16 protein-coding genes are annotated in these 17112 nt (G+C 62.2%); 7 read left to right on the forward strand and 9 right to left on the reverse strand.

From position 1 onward, the window contains the following. The first annotated feature begins 38 nt into the window (after nt 1-38). Nucleotides 39-317 (forward strand): YfcL family protein, encoded by a 279-nt coding sequence (locus OKC42_RS08745; RefSeq protein ID WP_005333639.1) that lies wholly within the window; start codon nt 39-41, stop codon nt 315-317. A 98-nt stretch (nt 318-415) separates the two neighbouring features. Continuing rightward, nucleotides 416-2080 (forward strand): AMP-binding protein, encoded by a 1665-nt coding sequence (locus OKC42_RS08750; protein WP_129503876.1) that lies wholly within the window; start codon nt 416-418, stop codon nt 2078-2080. 109 nt (nt 2081-2189) lie between these two features. Here the strand turns inward: OKC42_RS08750 and OKC42_RS08755 are convergent, their stop codons facing one another. Together OKC42_RS08755 and OKC42_RS08760 are read right to left on the reverse strand one after the other, a co-directional pair. Next, nucleotides 2190-3353 carry a trans-sulfuration enzyme family protein gene (locus OKC42_RS08755; RefSeq protein ID WP_270803713.1) on the reverse strand — a complete coding sequence of 388 codons (1164 nt, stop codon included), beginning with the start codon at nt 3351-3353 and terminating at the stop codon, nt 2190-2192. A 133-nt stretch (nt 3354-3486) separates the two neighbouring features. Next, entirely contained in the window at nt 3487-4524 is a 1038-nt protein-coding gene (locus tag OKC42_RS08760) for an isopenicillin N synthase family dioxygenase (protein ID WP_270803712.1), read from the reverse strand. Nucleotides 4525-4749: 225 nt separating this feature from the next. On the opposite strand from OKC42_RS08760, the gene OKC42_RS08765 reads away from it, so the two are divergent. Continuing rightward, on the forward strand, nt 4750-4917 hold the full coding sequence (locus tag OKC42_RS08765; protein WP_270803711.1) for a hypothetical protein: 168 nt from the start codon (nt 4750-4752) through the stop codon (nt 4915-4917). Nucleotides 4918-4970: 53 nt separating this feature from the next. Here OKC42_RS08765 and OKC42_RS08770 read toward each other — a convergent pair whose 3' ends face one another. Beyond that, the gene (locus OKC42_RS08770) at nt 4971-5609 is read right to left on the reverse strand and encodes an NAD(P)-dependent oxidoreductase (protein WP_270803710.1); all 639 of its coding nucleotides are present in this window, start codon (nt 5607-5609) and stop codon (nt 4971-4973) included. Between the two features lie 101 nt (nt 5610-5710). Between OKC42_RS08770 and OKC42_RS08775 the strand changes: the two genes are divergently transcribed. Continuing rightward, nucleotides 5711-6601: a LysR family transcriptional regulator gene (locus OKC42_RS08775; RefSeq protein ID WP_043824627.1), complete on the forward strand. Its 891-nt coding sequence runs from the start codon at nt 5711-5713 to the stop codon at nt 6599-6601. Nucleotides 6602-6725: 124 nt separating this feature from the next. Here OKC42_RS08775 and OKC42_RS08780 read toward each other — a convergent pair whose 3' ends face one another. The 4 genes from OKC42_RS08780 to OKC42_RS08795 all read right to left on the reverse strand — a co-directional run bounded on the left by OKC42_RS08780 (nt 6726) and on the right by OKC42_RS08795 (nt 10681). Further along, nucleotides 6726-7628: a LysR family transcriptional regulator gene (locus OKC42_RS08780; protein WP_005352600.1), complete on the reverse strand. Its 903-nt coding sequence runs from the start codon at nt 7626-7628 to the stop codon at nt 6726-6728. A gap of 100 nt (nt 7629-7728) precedes the next feature. Next, nucleotides 7729-8988 carry an MFS transporter gene (locus OKC42_RS08785; protein WP_270803709.1) on the reverse strand — a complete coding sequence of 420 codons (1260 nt, stop codon included), beginning with the start codon at nt 8986-8988 and terminating at the stop codon, nt 7729-7731. Beyond that, nucleotides 8985-9884 (reverse strand): pirin family protein, encoded by a 900-nt coding sequence (locus tag OKC42_RS08790; protein ID WP_270803708.1) that lies wholly within the window; start codon nt 9882-9884, stop codon nt 8985-8987. The genes OKC42_RS08785 and OKC42_RS08790 overlap by 4 nt, the downstream gene beginning before the upstream one ends. Nucleotides 9885-9943: 59 nt before the next feature. Then, nucleotides 9944-10681 (reverse strand): isochorismatase family protein, encoded by a 738-nt coding sequence (locus tag OKC42_RS08795; protein WP_270819498.1) that lies wholly within the window; start codon nt 10679-10681, stop codon nt 9944-9946. A gap of 192 nt (nt 10682-10873) precedes the next feature. Here OKC42_RS08795 and OKC42_RS08800 point away from each other — a divergent pair, with 192 nt between their 5' ends. After that, nucleotides 10874-11809, forward strand: a complete 936-nt coding sequence (locus OKC42_RS08800; protein ID WP_270803707.1) for a LysR substrate-binding domain-containing protein — start codon at nt 10874-10876, stop codon at nt 11807-11809. Between the two features lie 6 nt (nt 11810-11815). Here OKC42_RS08800 and OKC42_RS08805 read toward each other — a convergent pair whose 3' ends face one another. After that, a complete protein-coding gene (locus tag OKC42_RS08805) occupies nt 11816-12724 on the reverse strand; it encodes a LysR substrate-binding domain-containing protein (RefSeq protein WP_270803706.1) in 909 nt (302 codons plus the stop codon). Between the two features lie 276 nt (nt 12725-13000). On the opposite strand from OKC42_RS08805, the gene metE reads away from it, so the two are divergent. Continuing rightward, nucleotides 13001-15265, forward strand: coding sequence for a 5-methyltetrahydropteroyltriglutamate--homocysteine S-methyltransferase (gene metE / locus OKC42_RS08810; RefSeq protein WP_270658728.1), 2265 nt, complete (start codon nt 13001-13003; stop codon nt 15263-15265). A gap of 176 nt (nt 15266-15441) precedes the next feature. After that, entirely contained in the window at nt 15442-16191 is a 750-nt protein-coding gene (locus tag OKC42_RS08815; protein WP_270658729.1) for a substrate-binding periplasmic protein, read from the forward strand. Between the two features lie 36 nt (nt 16192-16227). On the opposite strand, the gene OKC42_RS08820 is transcribed toward OKC42_RS08815, so the two are convergent. Continuing rightward, a complete protein-coding gene (locus tag OKC42_RS08820) occupies nt 16228-17091 on the reverse strand; it encodes a LysR family transcriptional regulator (RefSeq protein WP_123172914.1) in 864 nt (287 codons plus the stop codon). Nucleotides 17092-17112: the final 21 nt, after the last annotated feature.

Here is a 17112-nt window from a genome sequence, read left to right on the forward strand (position 1 = left end):
TACCCCCGAATTTTTTGCCGCAAATGAGGCTGCGTTACATGACGATTCACGATTTTGAGCACAAGTTGTTGGGACTGATCGACAGCATGGTTGCCACCGCGACCGACGATGAGCTGTTTGCGGGGGGTTACCTGCGAGGTCATATCTCATTGGCCGTTGCCCGGGCCGAGCTGGAAGGCAAGACCCTGGTGCGGGACGTCAAGAGCTATGTGCTGCGCAGCCTCAACGAGGCGATCTTGCAAGGTGAGCTATCTGAAGAGGATGAAAAACTGGTGCAGGCGATGTGGAGTCGTTTGCAACAAGACGCAGAAGCTTGATCGGATACACAATTCAAACTGAAGTTTGAGTTTATTCTTCCCCTGAAGTTAGTGAAAGGTTAATAATAAGTTTCGCCTTTTGTTTCAGGGATTAAACTATGGCCTCCTCCTCACGCATTGCCAATAAACTGCCGCTCGAGATGCTCTATCACTGGGAGCGGCAGTGTCCTGATCGAACCTACCTGCGTCAAACCATCAACCGCGAATATGTCGATTTCACCTGGGGTGAAGTGGCCGATGAAGCGCGGCGGATGGTGACGGCCTTGCGTCACCTCGGTCTGGTGGCCGGTGACAAGGTGGCGCTGCTCTCCAAGAACTGCGCCCAGTGGTTTATCGCCGATCTGGCGATGCAGATGGGGCAGTATGTGAGCGTGCCCATCTACCCGACTGCCAACGTCGACACCATCGAATATGTGCTGCGCCACAGCGAGGCCAAGGCGATCTTCGTCGGCAAGCTGGATGACTGGAAGAGTCAGGAGCCTGGCGTACCTGCCGATCTGCTGCGCATCGCCTTCCCCTACGACACCATGCCGGCCAGCCACCAGTGGGATGACCTGCTGGAGGCGCATGAGCCGATCCCTGACAGCCCGGTGCAGGCCCCTGACTCCCTGCTGAGTCTGGTCTACACCTCCGGCAGTACCGGCAAGCCGAAAGGGGCCATGCTGAGCGTTGAGCGTTACGCCTGGTCGTGCGAGAAGCTGGTGGAGACGGTGAGCCTGAGCCAGGCCGATCGGGGCTTCTCCTACCTGCCGCTGGCCCACATTACAGAGCGGGTCTACATCTACGGCGGCAGCCTCTATGGCGGCGCTACCATCGCCTTTCCCGAATCCCTCGACACCTTTATCGAAGATGTCAAACGCTGCCGTCCCACCGTCTTTATCTCGGTGCCACGGCTGTGGGCCATGTTCCGCATCAAGATCCACGAGAAGCTGCCCCAGAACAAACTGGAGTTGCTGCTCAAGATCCCGCTTATCTCCGGCCTGATCAAACGCAAGCTGCAAAAGGGGCTTGGGCTGGATCAGGCCCGGGTGTTGGGCTGCGGTTCTGCGCCTGTCTCCCCTGCGCTGCTTGAGTGGTATCTGAGCATCGGCCTCAAGGTGACTGAAGCCTGGGGTATGACCGAGAACCACGCCTACTCCACCATCAATTACCCGTTCCGCGCCGACAAGATCGGCACCGTCGGCAAGGCGGGGATCGGGGTGACCATCAAGATCTCCGAGGAGGGGGAGATCCTCTGCCGCTGCGAAGGGATGATGCTGGGTTACTACAAGGATCCCGAGCACAGCGCCGAGGCCATCGATGCCGAGGGGTGGCTCCACACCGGCGACATGGGCAAGCTGGACCGGGAGGGTTACCTCACCATCACCGGCCGGATGAAGGATGTGTTCAAGACCGCCAAGGGCAAGTATGTGGCGCCGGTGCCCATCGAGGGACTGCTGGGGCAGGAGCCCATTATCGAACAGCTCTGCGTGATTGGTTACGGCATGCCCCAGCCCATTGCGCTGGTGCAACTGGCCGAGAGCGCCATGAAGGGCAATCGGGAGGAGGTCAACGCCAGGCTGGAAGCGGCGCGGGTTCGGGTCAACGATCAGCTGGAATCTCATGCCAAAATTCGCGGCATTCTGGTGGTGAAAACCCCTTGGAATATCGAGAACGGCGTGCTGACCCCCACCATGAAGATCAAGCGTCACCTGCTGGAGCAAAAGTACGCCCAGGTCGGGGATCGCTGGCCCTCATCCCAGGTGGTGGTGTGGGAGGAGTAAATCCCGTCTTTCCATAGCGCAACAAACAACAACGGCCCTTGATGGGCCGTTGTTGTGTTTGAGGCATATCACTCGCCGCTGTTTTGTCGGCGAGTAAAAGCGCGCCCGGTTAGATCTGCGCCAGCGCGGTGGCCAGATCGGCGATCAGATCGTCCGCATCTTCCACCCCGATGCTGAAGCGGATGAGGTCGTCGTTGACCCCGGCGGCGAGGCGGCTCGCCTCGTCCATGGCGGCGTGGGTGGTGCTGGCTGGATGGCAAGCGAGACTCTCGAGATCCCCCAGACTCACCGCCTGCACGAACAGTTGCAGGTTATCGAGCAGGGTGGCGCAGCGCTCAAACCCGCCTTCAAGTTCAATACTCACCATGCCGCCAAAGCCGCTGGCGAAGGCGCTGAGAGCATCGTGGCCCGGATGGTTGGCAAGCCCCGGGTAGATCACCCTCTTCACCGCCGGATGTGCCGCCAGAAACTCGGCCACTTTCTGGGCATTGTGCAGGTGGGCATCCATCCGCAGCGGCAGGGTCTTGACCCCGCGTTGCAGCAGGTAGGCCTCCTGCGGGCCGATGGGGGAGCCGATATGCTTGAGGGCCACGGTGCGGATCGACTTCATCAGGGCGTGAGAGCCCGCCACCACCCCGGCGATGATGTCGCCGTGGCCGCCCAGATATTTGGTGCCGCTGTGCATCACCACATCGACCCCGAGTTCCAGCGGACGCAGTAGGTAGGGGGTGAGGAAGGTGTTGTCACATACCGTAATGGCGCCCACCTTGCGGGCCGCTTCCACCACCAGCCGCGGATCCACCACCTTGAGGGTGGGGTTGGTCAGGGTTTCGAACAGTACCACCTTGGTAGCAGGGCGGATGTTGGCCAGCAGATCCCGATCGCTCTCGTAAGCGGTGATCTTGATACCGGCGCGGCTGAAGGTCTGCTTGAGGAACGCATCGGTGCCGCCGTAGAGCGGGCCGATATAAGCCACCTCATCGCCGCTGTCGGCCAGGGCATACATGATGGCGCTTACCGCCGCCATGCCGCTCGCCACCACCAGCGCTTCGTCAGCCCCTTCCAGCGCCGCCAGCTTCTGCTCCAGCTCGGCGGTGGTGGGGTTGCCAAAGCGGCTGTAGATAAAGCCGGGGGCCTGACCTGCGAAACGATCCTTGCCCGCTTGAGCGTTGAAGTAGCTGAAGGTGCTGCTCTGGTAGAGCGGGGTGGTGAGGGCGCCGGTCTGTGGGTCGATCCGCTGGCCGCTATGTACGCTCATGGTCTTGAATTTCATCGTGTTGCTCCGTGATGGCCAGGCTCTGGCCATGACTTGTTTTGTTGTTCGTTGCTTGTTGTTTTTGTCAGTGCGGGTATGTGCATGCTGCTTGTGGCTTATGCATATACCCGCCTGCGCATCTTTGCGTTGCTCAGGCCGGTATCGCTTCGCTTTCAGTGCGCGGGAGGCGAGCGGGTTCCCCATAGTGACGGGCCGCCACATCCGGGTGGGAGCGCAGCCGCCCTTTCAGCACGTTCTCCCCCACCTGATAGAAGAGCGGATTGGTCGGGTCACTCTCCGGCCCTTGCGCCTGCGCTGCCAGCGCGGGGGAGAGGGTGAGCAGTGGCACGGTGGCATCGAGCCGCGCCGCCATAAAGAAGGCGCAGGAGAGGCGCGATACGCCGGGCGGCGGGCTTACTACCCGATGCAGGGTCGCCTTGAGATAGCCGTTGGAGGCCAGTTCCAGCAGCTCGCCGATATTGACCACCAGTGCTCCCGGCAGGGGCAGCGCGGAGATCCAGCCGTTGGCCGTCTCGACCTCAAGCCCCGAATGATTGTCCTGCATCACCAGCGTCAGGTAGCCGGGATCCTTGTGGGCGCCGACCCCCTGACTGCTGCCGCCCGCCTCTTGCCCCGGGTAGTGAATCAGCTTCATGTGCTGGTAGGGTGCGCCGCGGATGCTGTCGTCAAACACGTTGGCCGGTTGCTCCAGCACTTCGGCAAAAGCGGCCAGCAGGGTGAGGGTGATGTCGCTCAGCCGATCCTGCCACGCCAACAGATGGTCTTTCATCTCTGGCAGGGCGATTGGCCACTGGTTGGGGCCGATCAGCCGCTGCCAGGGTTCACGGATCAGGGCTGCAGGCAGAGCCTGCGCCTCGTTCATGATATCGAACTGCTCCCGCAGGTCCGGCCGCGCTCGGGTGAGCTCGGCACCGACCCGGTTATAGCCGCGAAAGTGGGGGCTGTTGACCATCTGCACCGCCATCTTCTCCTGCTCCGGCAGAGCAAAGAAGCGCTCTGCCAGCGCCAGAGTCTCTAGCATCTCAATCTTGCTCAAGCCGTGGCCGACCAGATAGAAAAAGCCCACATCGCGGGCGGCCGCGGCCAGCCGGGCCAGCATAGGGCGACGCACCTCGGGTGCCCCGTTGAGGGCAGCCAGATCGATGATCGGCAGTGGTGAATGTTCCATGTGCACCTCCTCACTCTTTCGTTATCTCTGGCGCCATCTCTTCTGCTGCCTCTGGTGCGGGCAGGCTTGATGAGCGGCAAACGGGATGGCGCGACAGTGTGGCGGTATGCGCTTGCGGTGTGGCGCGATCTGGAATGAAGGGGATGCTACTGTTCGGTGTTATAAGACGGAAACAACAAATTATTCTTAGTTATATACAAAATTCGAAATGGAATTCGGTGTGTAATGGGCTGGCTGCTTTTTGCTCAGCCATTAAGGGCGGAATGGGGAATGATGGGAAGGAGAGTGATAACCAGAGGCATGCTGCAAGCGGTAAAAATGACCAAAACAGAAAATGGCCAAAACAGCAGGGAGGCGGATGCCTCCCTTCTGGTTGAGCGGGTGTTCACCTGACCGGGTGCGCAGGCGAGTGACCGCGCATTCTGGCCTTAACCGGTTGCGGGCTCTCAGTAACCCAGGGTAAAACGCTGGCGCTGGTGAGCCGGTTTTTCCGCCTCGTTCAGCACACCGTCAGCCAGATCACCGGCGGTGATCCCGGCAGGCTGTTCGCCGCTGAACAGCACCTGATCGCCACCAATCCGATAGCCGCCGCGCTTCTCGCCCGGTTCGAGGAACACCGGGGGAGAGACAAAGCGCCAGTCGAGGGTGGTTTCACGACGCAGGGCGGTGAGACCGTCGCGGGCCGCCAGCGCCCCCTGTTTCCACTCGGCCGGAAACTCAGGGGTATCCACCAGTTGCACGCCGGGGGCAACCTCCAGACTGCCGGCGCCACCTACTACCAGCAGCCAGCTGTTGGCCGCTTTGGCTGCTGCGACGATCGCGTTGGCGCCCTTGAGGTACTGGTCGTAGATATCCGGTGTGGTCCAGCCCGGGTTGTAGGCGCTGATCACCCGATCGTGCCCCTTGAGCACCTCGGCCAATGCCTGCGGGTTTTGGGCATCCACCGCCACGGCTGTGACCTGCGGATGGGCGGCCACCTTGCTGATATCGCGGACGATGGCGGTGACGTGATGGCCGCGGCTGATGGCCTCGTTCAGGATGGCTGAACCGACAAAACCGCTGGCACCGATCAGGGCAATCTTCATGGGGAACTCTCCTTCACTGTTGGAATGGGGCTATCCTACGCCGCCATTTATGATTTAATAATCACCTCAAAAATGCATTCACTTATAAGCTGGATTTAATAATGGAACAGCTCAGACGTTACGCCATCTTCGCCGCCGTGGTGGAAGCGGGCAGCATGACAGGGGCGGCCAAATCCCTTGGCATGACCCCCTCCGCCGTCAGTCAGCATATCAGCCAGCTCGAAAGCCTGCTCGGACTGCCCCTGCTCCATCGCTCCACCCGTCGTCTCAGTCTGACCGAGGCGGGAGAGGTGGTGTGGCAAGGGTGTCGGGCGTTGCAGCAGACTCTGAGCGAGACCGAGCTGCGCCTCTCGGAGGTGCGCGACGCCCTGCTCGGGGAAGTGCGGATCACCGCCCCGGTGGGGATGGCGGGCCAGCCGCTGGCGCTGGCCCTCTCGCCGCTGTTGCAGGCCCATCCCGGCCTCACCATCCAGATCATCGCCGACGACGAGAAACGGGATCTCATTGCCGAGCGGATCGACGTGGCGCTGCGGGTCGGCACCTTGCCTGACTCGACCCTGGTGGCCCGCAAACTGGGGCAGACCCGGATGCTGCTCTGCGCTGCGCCCGCCTATCTGGCGCGCAAGGGGACGCCGCGCACACCCGCCGATCTGGCCACCCACGACTGGCTCTGCGGCGACATGCTGGGCAACGGTTTGCTGCTGCTTGACGAGAAGGGGGGCGAGCACAGGGTGAGGTTCAAGGCCAAGGTGCTCTGCAATAACGTGTTGCCCCTGCGCCAGTTTGCGCTGGCGGGGCAGGGGATCTCGCTGCAACCGGAGGGAGAAATTGGCGAGGATCTGGCGCAGGGGCGTCTGCTCGAACTGTTGCCCGGTTTTCGGGTGGCGCCGATGGAGATCCACGCCATCACGCCGCAGCGGGAGATCCCGGAGAAGGTGCGACGGGTGGTGGAGGCGCTGCGCAGCTACTTCGGCACGACGATGTCGTCATGAGCTGCGCCTTAATGGTTGAGAAAAGGCCCCCGATTATCCTGAAGGGGAATTATCCATAAGGCGGTTTGTCGAGAAGAGCGATAGCCCGGATGAGGAGATGGGCATGCTTGACTGTTAAGCATACTTAAAACGAACTGACGGCCCGCACCTGATCTTTGAGCCAATTAAGCCCGGTATCCTGACCGGAGCTCTTGTGCCAACTCATGTAGACGGGGCAATCCTCCGAGAGCCAGGGGAGGGGATAGCTGGCCAGATCCAGCGCTTGCCCCAGCTTCTCCATATGCCACTGGCTGGCGACGCAGAGCCAGTCGGTACGACTCACCAGATGAAGGGCGGTGAGCAGGGAGTCGCTCTCGTAGGCAATCTGGCGCGGCGGCAGCGGCGCCTTGGTCAGGGTGTTGAGCAGCAAGCTGTCGAGCCGCCTGGTTTGCAATACCACATGCTTTTCGTTGAAGAAGGTGGCCATGTCGGGGGCTTGGCGGATCCTGGGGTGATCCTTGCGGCAGGCGATGCGCAGGGCCTGGGACATGATCTGCTCGTTTTCGATCCCCTGCTCTGCCATCGGCTTGGTGGCCAGCACCAGATCAACGCTGTGCAGATAGAGGCTGTTCTGGCGCAGGGCTTCGTCCTGCACCTGGGTGTTCCACTCCAGCTGACAGTTGGGGGCTTGGGTCTGCAACAGGTTGTTGAGCTCCGGCAGGAAGAAGATATCGATATCGGGCACCCCCGCGATGCGAAAGGTGCGCCGACTGGTCTGGGGATCAAAGAGATCGGTGCGCTGCAGGCTGCGCTCCATGTCGTGCAGCGGCACCATGATCTCGTGGTGCAGACTGAGCGCTCGCGCCGTGGGGGTGATGCCGCGTCCCTGGCGGACAAACAGCGGCTCGCCCACCAGGGTGGTCAGGCGGCTGATGGCCTGGCTGATGGCCGAGGGGGTCATCTCCATCATCTCGGCGGCCGTGGTGACACCACCATAGCGGATCACCGCATCGAGGACGCGAAAGAGATTGAGATCGACTTGAGACATGGTGGCTACCGTTAAGCATGATTAAACAGTTAACATACTGAACAGCCTCTTGTCCGGCCAGTATTCCCTGCGATAACTGTGATGTTTCCCTCTCTATTCGTCACCTTTCATCTTGCCGCGAATGCGATCGAGCCTGTTTTGCAGCCATGCTTGAGCCCGGCAGGTGGCCCGCGGCATAGAGTAGCGCGACCAGCAGCAAGCCGCCCAGAAAGAGCCAGCGAGCGCTTCCCCAATGGCCGCTGTCCGTCATCAGGGCCGCCAGCAACAGGGGGCCAAGCAGCTGACCGAAGTTGGCGAGCTGGACAAAAAAGCCCTGCACGATGGCCAGTTGCACCGGCCCCTGACTCACTCCCTGCGCGGACGAGAGGATCGCCGGCGGCGCCATGCCACCCGAAAGGGAGAGGACGAGGCAGAGTCCATAGGCCCACCACGGCGACAGGCCGGGCCAGAAGGCGAGCATGCCGCACAGTGCCATCAGGCCCAGTGCCCAGCTGATGAGCCGATCTCGTGCCACGCCCCGGCGCAGCAGCCATGCCCCCATCAGGTTGCCGGGAATATTGGCGACCACCGCCAGCGCCGAAAGCAGGGCGATCTGGCTTTGGCCAATCCCGGGGCTGCCTTGCAACATGGTTGGCAGCCAGACAAAGAGCGCCCAGAGCATCAGGCTGTAGAGCGTGAACGCCAACCCGTAGCGCCAGAGTGCCTTCTGCCGGAGCACCGTCAGTTGGCGTAGCGGGTGGCCCGAGTTGATCGAGTTTTGGGATGCCCAGACCCGCAGTTTATCTGCCGAGCGACTGGCGAGCAGAAGCAGCAGGGCAGAGAGTTGCGGGATCATCAGGATCAGCCAGGCAAGTCGCCAGCCACCTTGCGCCGTGAGCCAGGGGGTGAGCAGCATACCCGCCGCCGCCCCGAGAGGCAGGTTGACCGCCCACAGGCTCAAGGCCAGCCGTTTATCCTCCTCCCGGGTCACCGCCACGATAAAGGCGGGCATAGCCACCGAGACCAGCAAAAAGCCAATCCCCTCGACAATGCGCGACAGCAGCATCATGGCCAGCCCGGTGGCGGGTAGTGCCAACGCCCCGCCTGTGACGATAACCAGTAGCCCGACAACCCCGGTTTGCCGTCCACTCCAGCGAGTCAGCAGCAGGCCGAGAAAGAGGCTGAAGAGGATCGCCAGCGTATTGAAAGCTGAGGCGAGATAGCTGGCTTCGACCAGTGTCAGCCCCAGCTCGCTGCGCAGTATGCCGAGTACGGCGGGCACTTTGCCAAGGCAGAGAGCGCCGCTGGCACCGGCAAAAATGGCGAGGAAGACCAGAGGCCAGCGCGTGCTTTGTGGCTGGTGGCCAGCGAGCGTGCTCATGGCCGATATTGGCCGTTGCGCAGCCACTCATCGTTGAGCTGACCAAATTCGCCGCGCTGATAGGCATGCAGCCGATCTGCAATGGCGTCGTGGCTGTTCATGACGAAGGGGCCATGTTTGACCAGGGGTTCATTGAGCGCCTGGCCTGAGAGCAGCACGAAGTGGCAGGGCTCGGTGGCCTCAAGCTGCAGAGCCACCGCCTCGCCGCCATCGGCAGGCAGGCTGACACCCATCCCGTGACCTGCCGGGATGAGGTGCCGCTCTCCCTCCGCCAGCAGGGTCAGCGATCCGGTCAGGGGATAGATCATGGCATTCCAGCCTGCCGCCAGCAGATGGGTGAAGCGGCTGCCGGGCGCGCAATGGCCATCGAGCAGGGTAAAGGGTTGGGGTAGTTCTGCCGAGTGTGGTGCCGTTATCCAGTTGCTGTGGCCTGCGACCACCCGTACTCGCACCCCTTCGCCATGAAACTCGGGGATGGTGGCTGCGGCTGCGTGGACGGCAAAAGGCGACATCATCTTTTGACGGGCAGGCAGGTTGACGAAGATCTGCAGGGCGTGGACATAGGGCGATTCCCCCTCCGGCTGCTCGGTATGCACGGCCCCGCGCCCGGCCGCCAGCCAGTGGATCGCGCCCGGTTCGATGGGGCCCTGATTGCCGAGGGAGTCGTAGTTGACGTGGGGGCTCGTCGAATCCTCGAACAGATAGGTGACGGCAGAGATCCCGGCGTGGGGATGGGGCTCGAAGGTGGGGGCGGTCATCTGGAAGTGATCCACCATCACCACGGGGTCTATCAGACCGTTGAAAAAGTGTTCGCCAAAATGGCTGGCTGCAAAGCCGCTGCCAATGCGCAGCGGTTGGCCCTTGACGGGGGTGGAGAGAGTCAGGCGTCTGGTCATCGATATAACCTCTTGAAGACAAAAGATGCCTTCGGTCATCTGACCGAAGGCGGGGCGAGTTACGACTTCTTGGCACCCTCTTGCATCTGCCACACCAGGGTGGCGAAAGGCATGTCGAGGGCGCTGTAGACATCGTGCGCCTTGGGGTCGACGTTGCTGCGCAGCATCTCGACCGCAGCGGAGGCGTAGTCGGTGACCGGGATACCGGCCCCCAGCAAGCGTTGCAGCCCAGTGGTGCGCTTGGCTTCGTTGAAGGTGCCGGAGGCATCGAGCACCACCCGGGCATCATAGCCAGCAGCCTTGGCAGAGAGGGCCGGGAAGCTGGCGCAGATCTCGAGGGATACCCCGGCGATGATCAGCTGTTTGCGGCCGGTCTTCTCAATGGCGGCGCGCACGGCGGGATCGTCCCAGGCGTTGATGACGGTGCGGTTGATCACTTTCACATCCGGCAGGGCACTGGTCAGTTCGGGCATGGTGGGGCCCCACATGCCATCGGGCATGGTAGCGGTCACGATCACCGGCACGCCGAGGGCGCGGGCGGCGTTGGCCAGCGCCACCACGTTGTGCTTGAGCTCGCCCACCGTGGTGTCGCGCACGCCGCTGAGCAAGCCGACCTGATGGTCGACCAGCAGCAGTACTGCATTGTCTCGGGAGAGCATCTCCAGATAGCGGTTGGGTGATACGGTCGGATGGCTGGCAGCCTCGGCGGCCATGGCCGGTGCCGCTGTGGTGGCCAGCGTGGCGGTCAGGGTCGCCAGACCGAGCAGGGTGGCAGAGCAGATTTGTCGCAGTTTCATGGTGAACTCCTTGTGATATCGGAACAGTCAAACGGACCTTGCTGGTGGGGCGGATTGCCCGTGCAGCAACCGTCTGATGGGGACAGGGCCATTATGATGGCTGCAAAAATGGCGACAATCTGGTGAAATAGGTTCTTATCGTTCTATTGCTGGAACGATGTGAATGCACCTCACCCTGACCAAGGCTGCCCGATGACACCACTGGAACTTGATTTGAATGATCTCTATCTCTTCACCCATGTGGTGCAGCGACAGGGATTCACTGCCGCCGCGCGGGCGCTTGGCGTGCCCAAGTCGCGGATCTCGCGCCGGATCCGGCTGCTGGAGGAGCGGCTGGATACCCGGCTGCTGCAACGTACCTCGCGCCAACTCAGCCTGACCGATGCCGGTGAGGTGCTCTATCGCCACTGTCAGGCGATGCTGGCCGAGGCGCAGGCGGGAGAGGCGGCTGTGCTGCAACGGCAGCAGGAGCCGAGCGGTCTGGTGCGGATCAGCGTGCCCATTACCATGGCCGATGCGCTGCTTGCCCGCTTGCTGCCCGCTTTCATGGCCCAATACCCCAAGGTGAGGCTCGCCGTGCAAGCCAGCAATCGGCAGGTGGATCTCCTGGAGGAGGGGCTGGATGTGGTGATCCGCGGGGTGGCCTTTGAGCAGCCCCCCTCCAGTTTGGTGCAGGTGCCGCTCTGTACGGTGCAGTGGGGCGTGCTGGCGACCCCGGCGTGGCTCTCGCGCCACAATGCGCTGGCGCATCCACGCCAGCTGGAAGGAGAGGATGCCCTGCTCTTCAGCTCGCTGGAGCGTCAGGCCGATCTGTTGCGGCTGCGGCACGACAGTGGGGAGAGTGAGGAGGTGGCGGTCAATGTGCTGCTGCGCAGCGACAATGTGCAAACCCTCAAACAGGCGGCGCTGGCGGGGCTCGGGATGGTGGGCTTGCCACTTTACGCCTGCGTGAGTGAGTTGGCGGATGGGCGGCTGCAACAACTGCTGCCCGAGTGGCGTCCCAAAGATGGCAAGCTGGTGATGCTCTATCCCGCGCGGCGCGGTCTGTCACCGGCGGTCAGGGCCCTCATCGACTTTATCAAGGCGCAGTTGCCTGCACTGCTGGCAGAGGTCGGTCAGCCACGCTGAGGAGGGCTATCCCTCCATCTTGCGGCGAATGCGCTCGAACAGGCTCTGCAGGCAGGCTTGATCCCGATCGGCGGCCCGCACCGCGCCGTACATATGGCGACGGATACCGCTGCCGAGGGGGCGGGCGCAGAGCATCCCCTGTCTGACAAACTCGTCGCTGGCCCAGCGTGGCAAGGCGGCGACGCCGAGGCCGGCGGCGGCCATCTGCAGCATCACCGAGGTGTTGTCCACCGGCTTGCAGCGGGCGGGCTCCACCCCGGCGGGTTGCAAAAAGCGGCTGAAGATATCCATGCGGCTGCGCTCCACCGGATAGACCAGCAGCACCTCCGCCCCCAGATCGCCCGGCTCGATGCGACTCTGGTGGCAGAGGGGATGATCCGGCGCCATCACCAGAGTCAGATCGAAGGCAAACAGCGGCTCGAAGTGGAGATCGCCGCGGGCCTGCACATCCGAGGTGAGCAGCAGATCGAGCTGGCCGCCTAGCAGGGCATTGATGGCATCAAAGCCCGGCACCGACTCCACCTCCAGATCCACCCCAGGCCACTGGCGGCGAAAATCTGGCAATAGCGGCAGCAGCCACTGGATGCAGCTGTGGCAATCGAGCGCCAGATGCAGCCTGCCCGCATCGCCGCTCTGCAAGGCCTGCAACTGCTTCTCGGTCTGGGCCAGGGCGGGCAGTACCTGACGGGCGAGGGCGAGCAGTTGGCTGCCGGCTGCGGTCAGCACCAGCGGGCGGCTTTTGCGCAGGTAGAGCTCCAGATTGAGGCGGGTCTCCAGCTCTTTGAGCTGGTGGGAGAGGGCGGACTGGGTAAGGTTGAGGGTCAGCGCCGCACCGGCCAGCGAGCCCTGCTCGGCCAGCGCGGTCAATGTTTTCAAGTGTTTGATCTCTATCCCTGCATTGCTTGGCACTGCCATAAGATGGCTCCTTGTGAGATTGCGTATGGCGCTGAGGATGCGGTCGGCGGTGGCCTGTTGCGCTTCTTGACTCCGGCACCTCTTGCACCTGTAAACATCGGCCTCTGTATCCTCGCGGTGAACCTGATTGGCGGTCAGTTGAGGATTATTTGAGAGCCACTTGAAGAGGATTCAATAGCCAGCGTCACCTTATCTTGTCATTTTGGATGTGTAAACATCTGGATGGCTAAATCATCCAGTTTCCCATCAGATGAATGAGCATAAGGAAATGAACCTATGACACGAGCACACACCCTGGGCTTCCCCCGTATCGGCGCCAAGCGCGAGCTGAAATTTGCCCTCGAATCCTACTGGCGTGGCGAGACCACTCAGGCCGAACTCGTTGCCGTGGGCAAGACGCTGCGTGAGCGCCATTGGCAGGCCCAGCACGGCGCTGGGGTCAATCTGCTGCCGGTGGGCGACTTTGCCTGGTACGATCAGGTGCTCGGTACCAGCCTGCTGGTGGATGCAGTGCCTGCCCGCCACCGCCATGGCGAGACCGATCTCGACACCCTGTTCCGGGTGGCCCGCGGCCGTGCGCCGACCGGCCCGGCGGCGGCCGCCGCCGAGATGACCAAATGGTTCAACACCAACTATCACTATCTGGTGCCGGAATTCAGCCGTGATCAGCGCTTCAAGCTGGGCTGGAGCCAGCTGTTTGACGAGGTAGAAGAGGCCAAAGCACTGGGGCTGCCGGTCAAGGCAGTACTGCTGGGACCGGTCTCTTATCTGTGGCTCGGCAAGGAGAAAGAGAGCGGCTTCTCCCGCCTTGAACTGCTCGATCGCCTGCTCATCGTCTATCAGGAGATCCTGGCCAAACTGGCCGCCCAAGGAGTGGAGTGGGTGCAGATCGACGAACCTGCGCTGACGCTGGACTTGCCAGACGAGTGGCGGCTGGCCTACCTCAACGCCTACGAGCGCCTCGCGGGCTCCTGCAAGCTGCTGCTCACCACCTATTTCGGTTCGGTTGCCCATCAGCGCGACATTATCACCAGCCTGAAAGTGGATGGCCTGCATCTGGATCTGGTTGCCGCCCCCGAGCAGCTGGAGACCCTGGTGCCGCATCTGCCCGCCCAGTGGGTCATCTCCGCCGGGGTGATCAACGGCCGCAACGTCTGGCGTGCCAATCTGGCCAAGCTGGCGCCGACTCTGAAGGCACTGAAAGCCAAACTCGGCGAGCGGCTCTGGGTGGCCTCATCCTGCTCATTGCTGCATAGCCCGGTGGATTTGACCCTGGAGCAGGAGCTGGATCCCCAGACCCGCAGCTGGTTCGCCTTCGCCTTGCAAAAATGTTTCGAGCTGGGACTGCTCAGAGAGTATCTGGATGGGGGCGAGCTCGACAAAATCACCGCCTACAGCCAGCCCATCGTGGATCGGGAGTCCGACAGCCGGGTGCACAAAAAAGTGGTGCAGTCACGGCTCGCCAGCCTCACCAACAGCGATTTTGATCGCCACAGCCCCTATCCGGTCAGGGCCGAGCTGCAGCGCTCGGATCTCAAGCTGCCGCTGCTGCCCACCACTACCATCGGCTCTTTCCCGCAGACCTCGCAGATCCGGGTATTGCGGCAGGATTGGCGCGCCGGTCGCATCGACGACAGCGCCTACGAGGCTGGCATTAAGGCCGAGATCCGCGATGCCATCGCGCGTCAGGAGGCCATCGGGCTGGATGTGCTGGTACATGGCGAGGCCGAGCGCAATGACATGGTGGAGTATTTCGGTGAGCTGCTGGATGGCTTTGCCATCACCCGCTTCGGCTGGGTACAGAGCTATGGCTCACGCTGCGTCAAGCCGCCGGTGATCACCCGTGACATCGACCGCCCGACCCCCATGACGCTCGAATGGACCCGATTTGCCCAGAGCCTGACCGACAAGCCGGTGAAGGGGATGCTGACTGGCCCTGTGACCATCCTCTGCTGGTCCTTCCCGCGGGAAGACGTGAGCCGCGAGCAATCTGCCCTGCAAATCGGGCTGGCCATTCGTGACGAGGTGGCAGATCTGGAATCCGCCGGCATCAAGATCATCCAGATCGACGAACCGGCGATCCGCGAAGGCTTGCCCCTGCGCAAGCAGGATCATCAGGCCTATCTCGACTGGGCGGTGCGCGCCTTCCGTCTGAGCGCAAGCCCGGTGGCGGACCGCACCCAGATCCACACCCACATGTGTTACAGCGATTTCAACCTCATCATCGAGGCGGTGGCGGCGCTGGATGCGGACGTGATCACCATCGAGACCAGCCGCAGCCAGATGCAGCTGCTCGAAGCGTTCGAACGCTTCAACTACCCCAACGAGATTGGCCCGGGCGTCTACGACATCCACTCGCCGAACGTGCCGAGCCAGAGCTGGATTGAGGGGTTGCTGCGCAAGGCCGCCAAACAGATCCCGGCCGAGCGGCTCTGGGTCAACCCGGATTGCGGCCTCAAGACCCGCGGCTGGGAAGAGACAGAGGCCGCCCTCAAGGTGATGGTCGATGCCACCAAGGCGCTGCGGGCCGAGCTGGCGTAACCGGCAAGCCGTGACCGCCATCGGTAAGGTGGCTTGCTGACAAACGAATAAGAGAGGGGAAGCCACTGCTTCCTCTCTCTTTTTTCGTTGGCCACTTTTTCCACTGGATCCTGAACCTTGCCGCAGCCCGCTTTGCACTAGGCTCAGAGTTGGCAGAAGTGGATGGAGTCGCGGCCATGAGAGTCAGTCTGGGGAGCGCAATCCTGTGGGGATTGCTGATGTGGCAGAGTGCATGGGCGGCGCCAGCGGCCGAGTTGAAGATGGTCTACTTTGACGACTTTGCCCCATATTCGTGGCGTGATGAACAGGGCAAGATGCGCGGGCTGATGATCGACGTGATGGATCGGGTGGCGGCACAGATGGGGCTGCTGGTGCACCATGAAGGTTATCCGTGGCAACGGGCGCAAAAACTGGTGCGGATGGCGCAGGCCGATGGTTTTGTCACCATCGCCACTCAGGAGCGGCGCAGCTATACCCTGATTGTGGAAGAGCCGGTCACCACCACTGTGCTAACCATTTTTACCCAGCGTGCCCATCCCCGCATGGCGGAGTTTCAGCGTGCCAGCCGCTTGAGCGACTTCAAATCGCTTACCTTTCTCGACTATTTCGGTAACGGCTGGGGCAAGGAGAACCTGGCGGGCTTCGCCGTTCATCACACCATCAATGTCGATAATGTCTTCAAAATGCTGGCGGCGGGGCGGGGGGATCTGATGGTGACCGACCCACTGGTGGCTCGTTTCAAACTCAACCAGCTGGGATTGTCCGGGCAGGTGGTCGAGGTGCCGCTGCAGCTTGCCTCTACCCCGTTCAATCTCTGCATCGGCAAGCACTCCCGCTTCAATACCCGGATAACCGAGTTCAACCATGCCCTGCAACAGCTGCGACAAAGCGGCGAGTTGGCGCGTATCGTCGAACGCTATCGTTGATGCGCGGCCGCCATCTGCTGTTTGCCAACGGCGTGTCTATCTTGGCGCCATATCGGCGATGGTTGCCCAGAAGGCATCGATCAAGGGCCCCTTGCTGTGGGGCGGACGAATAAGGCCAATGGTCCAGCAGGCTTCCCCATCTCTAAGGGACAGGGTGAGTACATCCGGGTGCTCTATGGTGGTGGAGGAGGGGACCAGGGTCCAGGCGATCTCGGCTGCCGCGGTGGCGACGCCAGCGGCGAAGTCGTTGACGTACTGGATATCGCGAAAACGCAGCCCGCTCTGGGCCAGATAGTTCATCAGGTGATCGTAAAAGGATGGGGCCTTGTCCCGACGCAGGATCGCCAGCGGTTTGTCCACCAGATCCGCCAACTCCCTCACATCGCGGTAGCTGGCGGGCAGTACGGCGACAAAGTGGGCTTCGACTACCGGCAGGGCGTGCCACCCCTTGGGGGCGGGCAGGCGGCAAAAGCCGAGATCCAGCTTGCCTTCACTCAGCGCCAGCAACTGGTGGTGGGTGGAGAGATCGTTGAGCTCGATGGTCACCTGCGGCCGCTCGGCGCGAAAGCGGGCGATGGCGGCGGGCACCAGGATCTTGGTGGCCACGCCAAAGCCGATGCGCAGGGTGCCGACATTGCCCGCCAGCACGTCGCGGGCGGTGCGCGAGAGTTGCTCGCTCTGGATGACCACAGCGCGGGCATCTTCATACAGCGCCCTGCCCAGTCCGGTGAGGCGAGTGGTACTGGCGTTGCGCTCGAACAGCTCGCCGCCCAGCTCCTCCTCCAGCCGCCTTATCTGTTTGCTCAGGGCCGACTGGGTAACGTGCTGGCGTACCGCCGCCTGGCCGAAGTGCAGTACCTCCCCCAGAGTGACGAAGGCTTTCAGATCCCGTAGCTCCATCAGGGCTCCTTTCATTCCTGT

Origin of the sequence: Aeromonas sp. Y311-2 (assembly GCF_027706025.1) — a bacterium.
In the GTDB taxonomy this organism is placed as follows: domain Bacteria; phylum Pseudomonadota; class Gammaproteobacteria; order Enterobacterales; family Aeromonadaceae; genus Aeromonas; species Aeromonas veronii.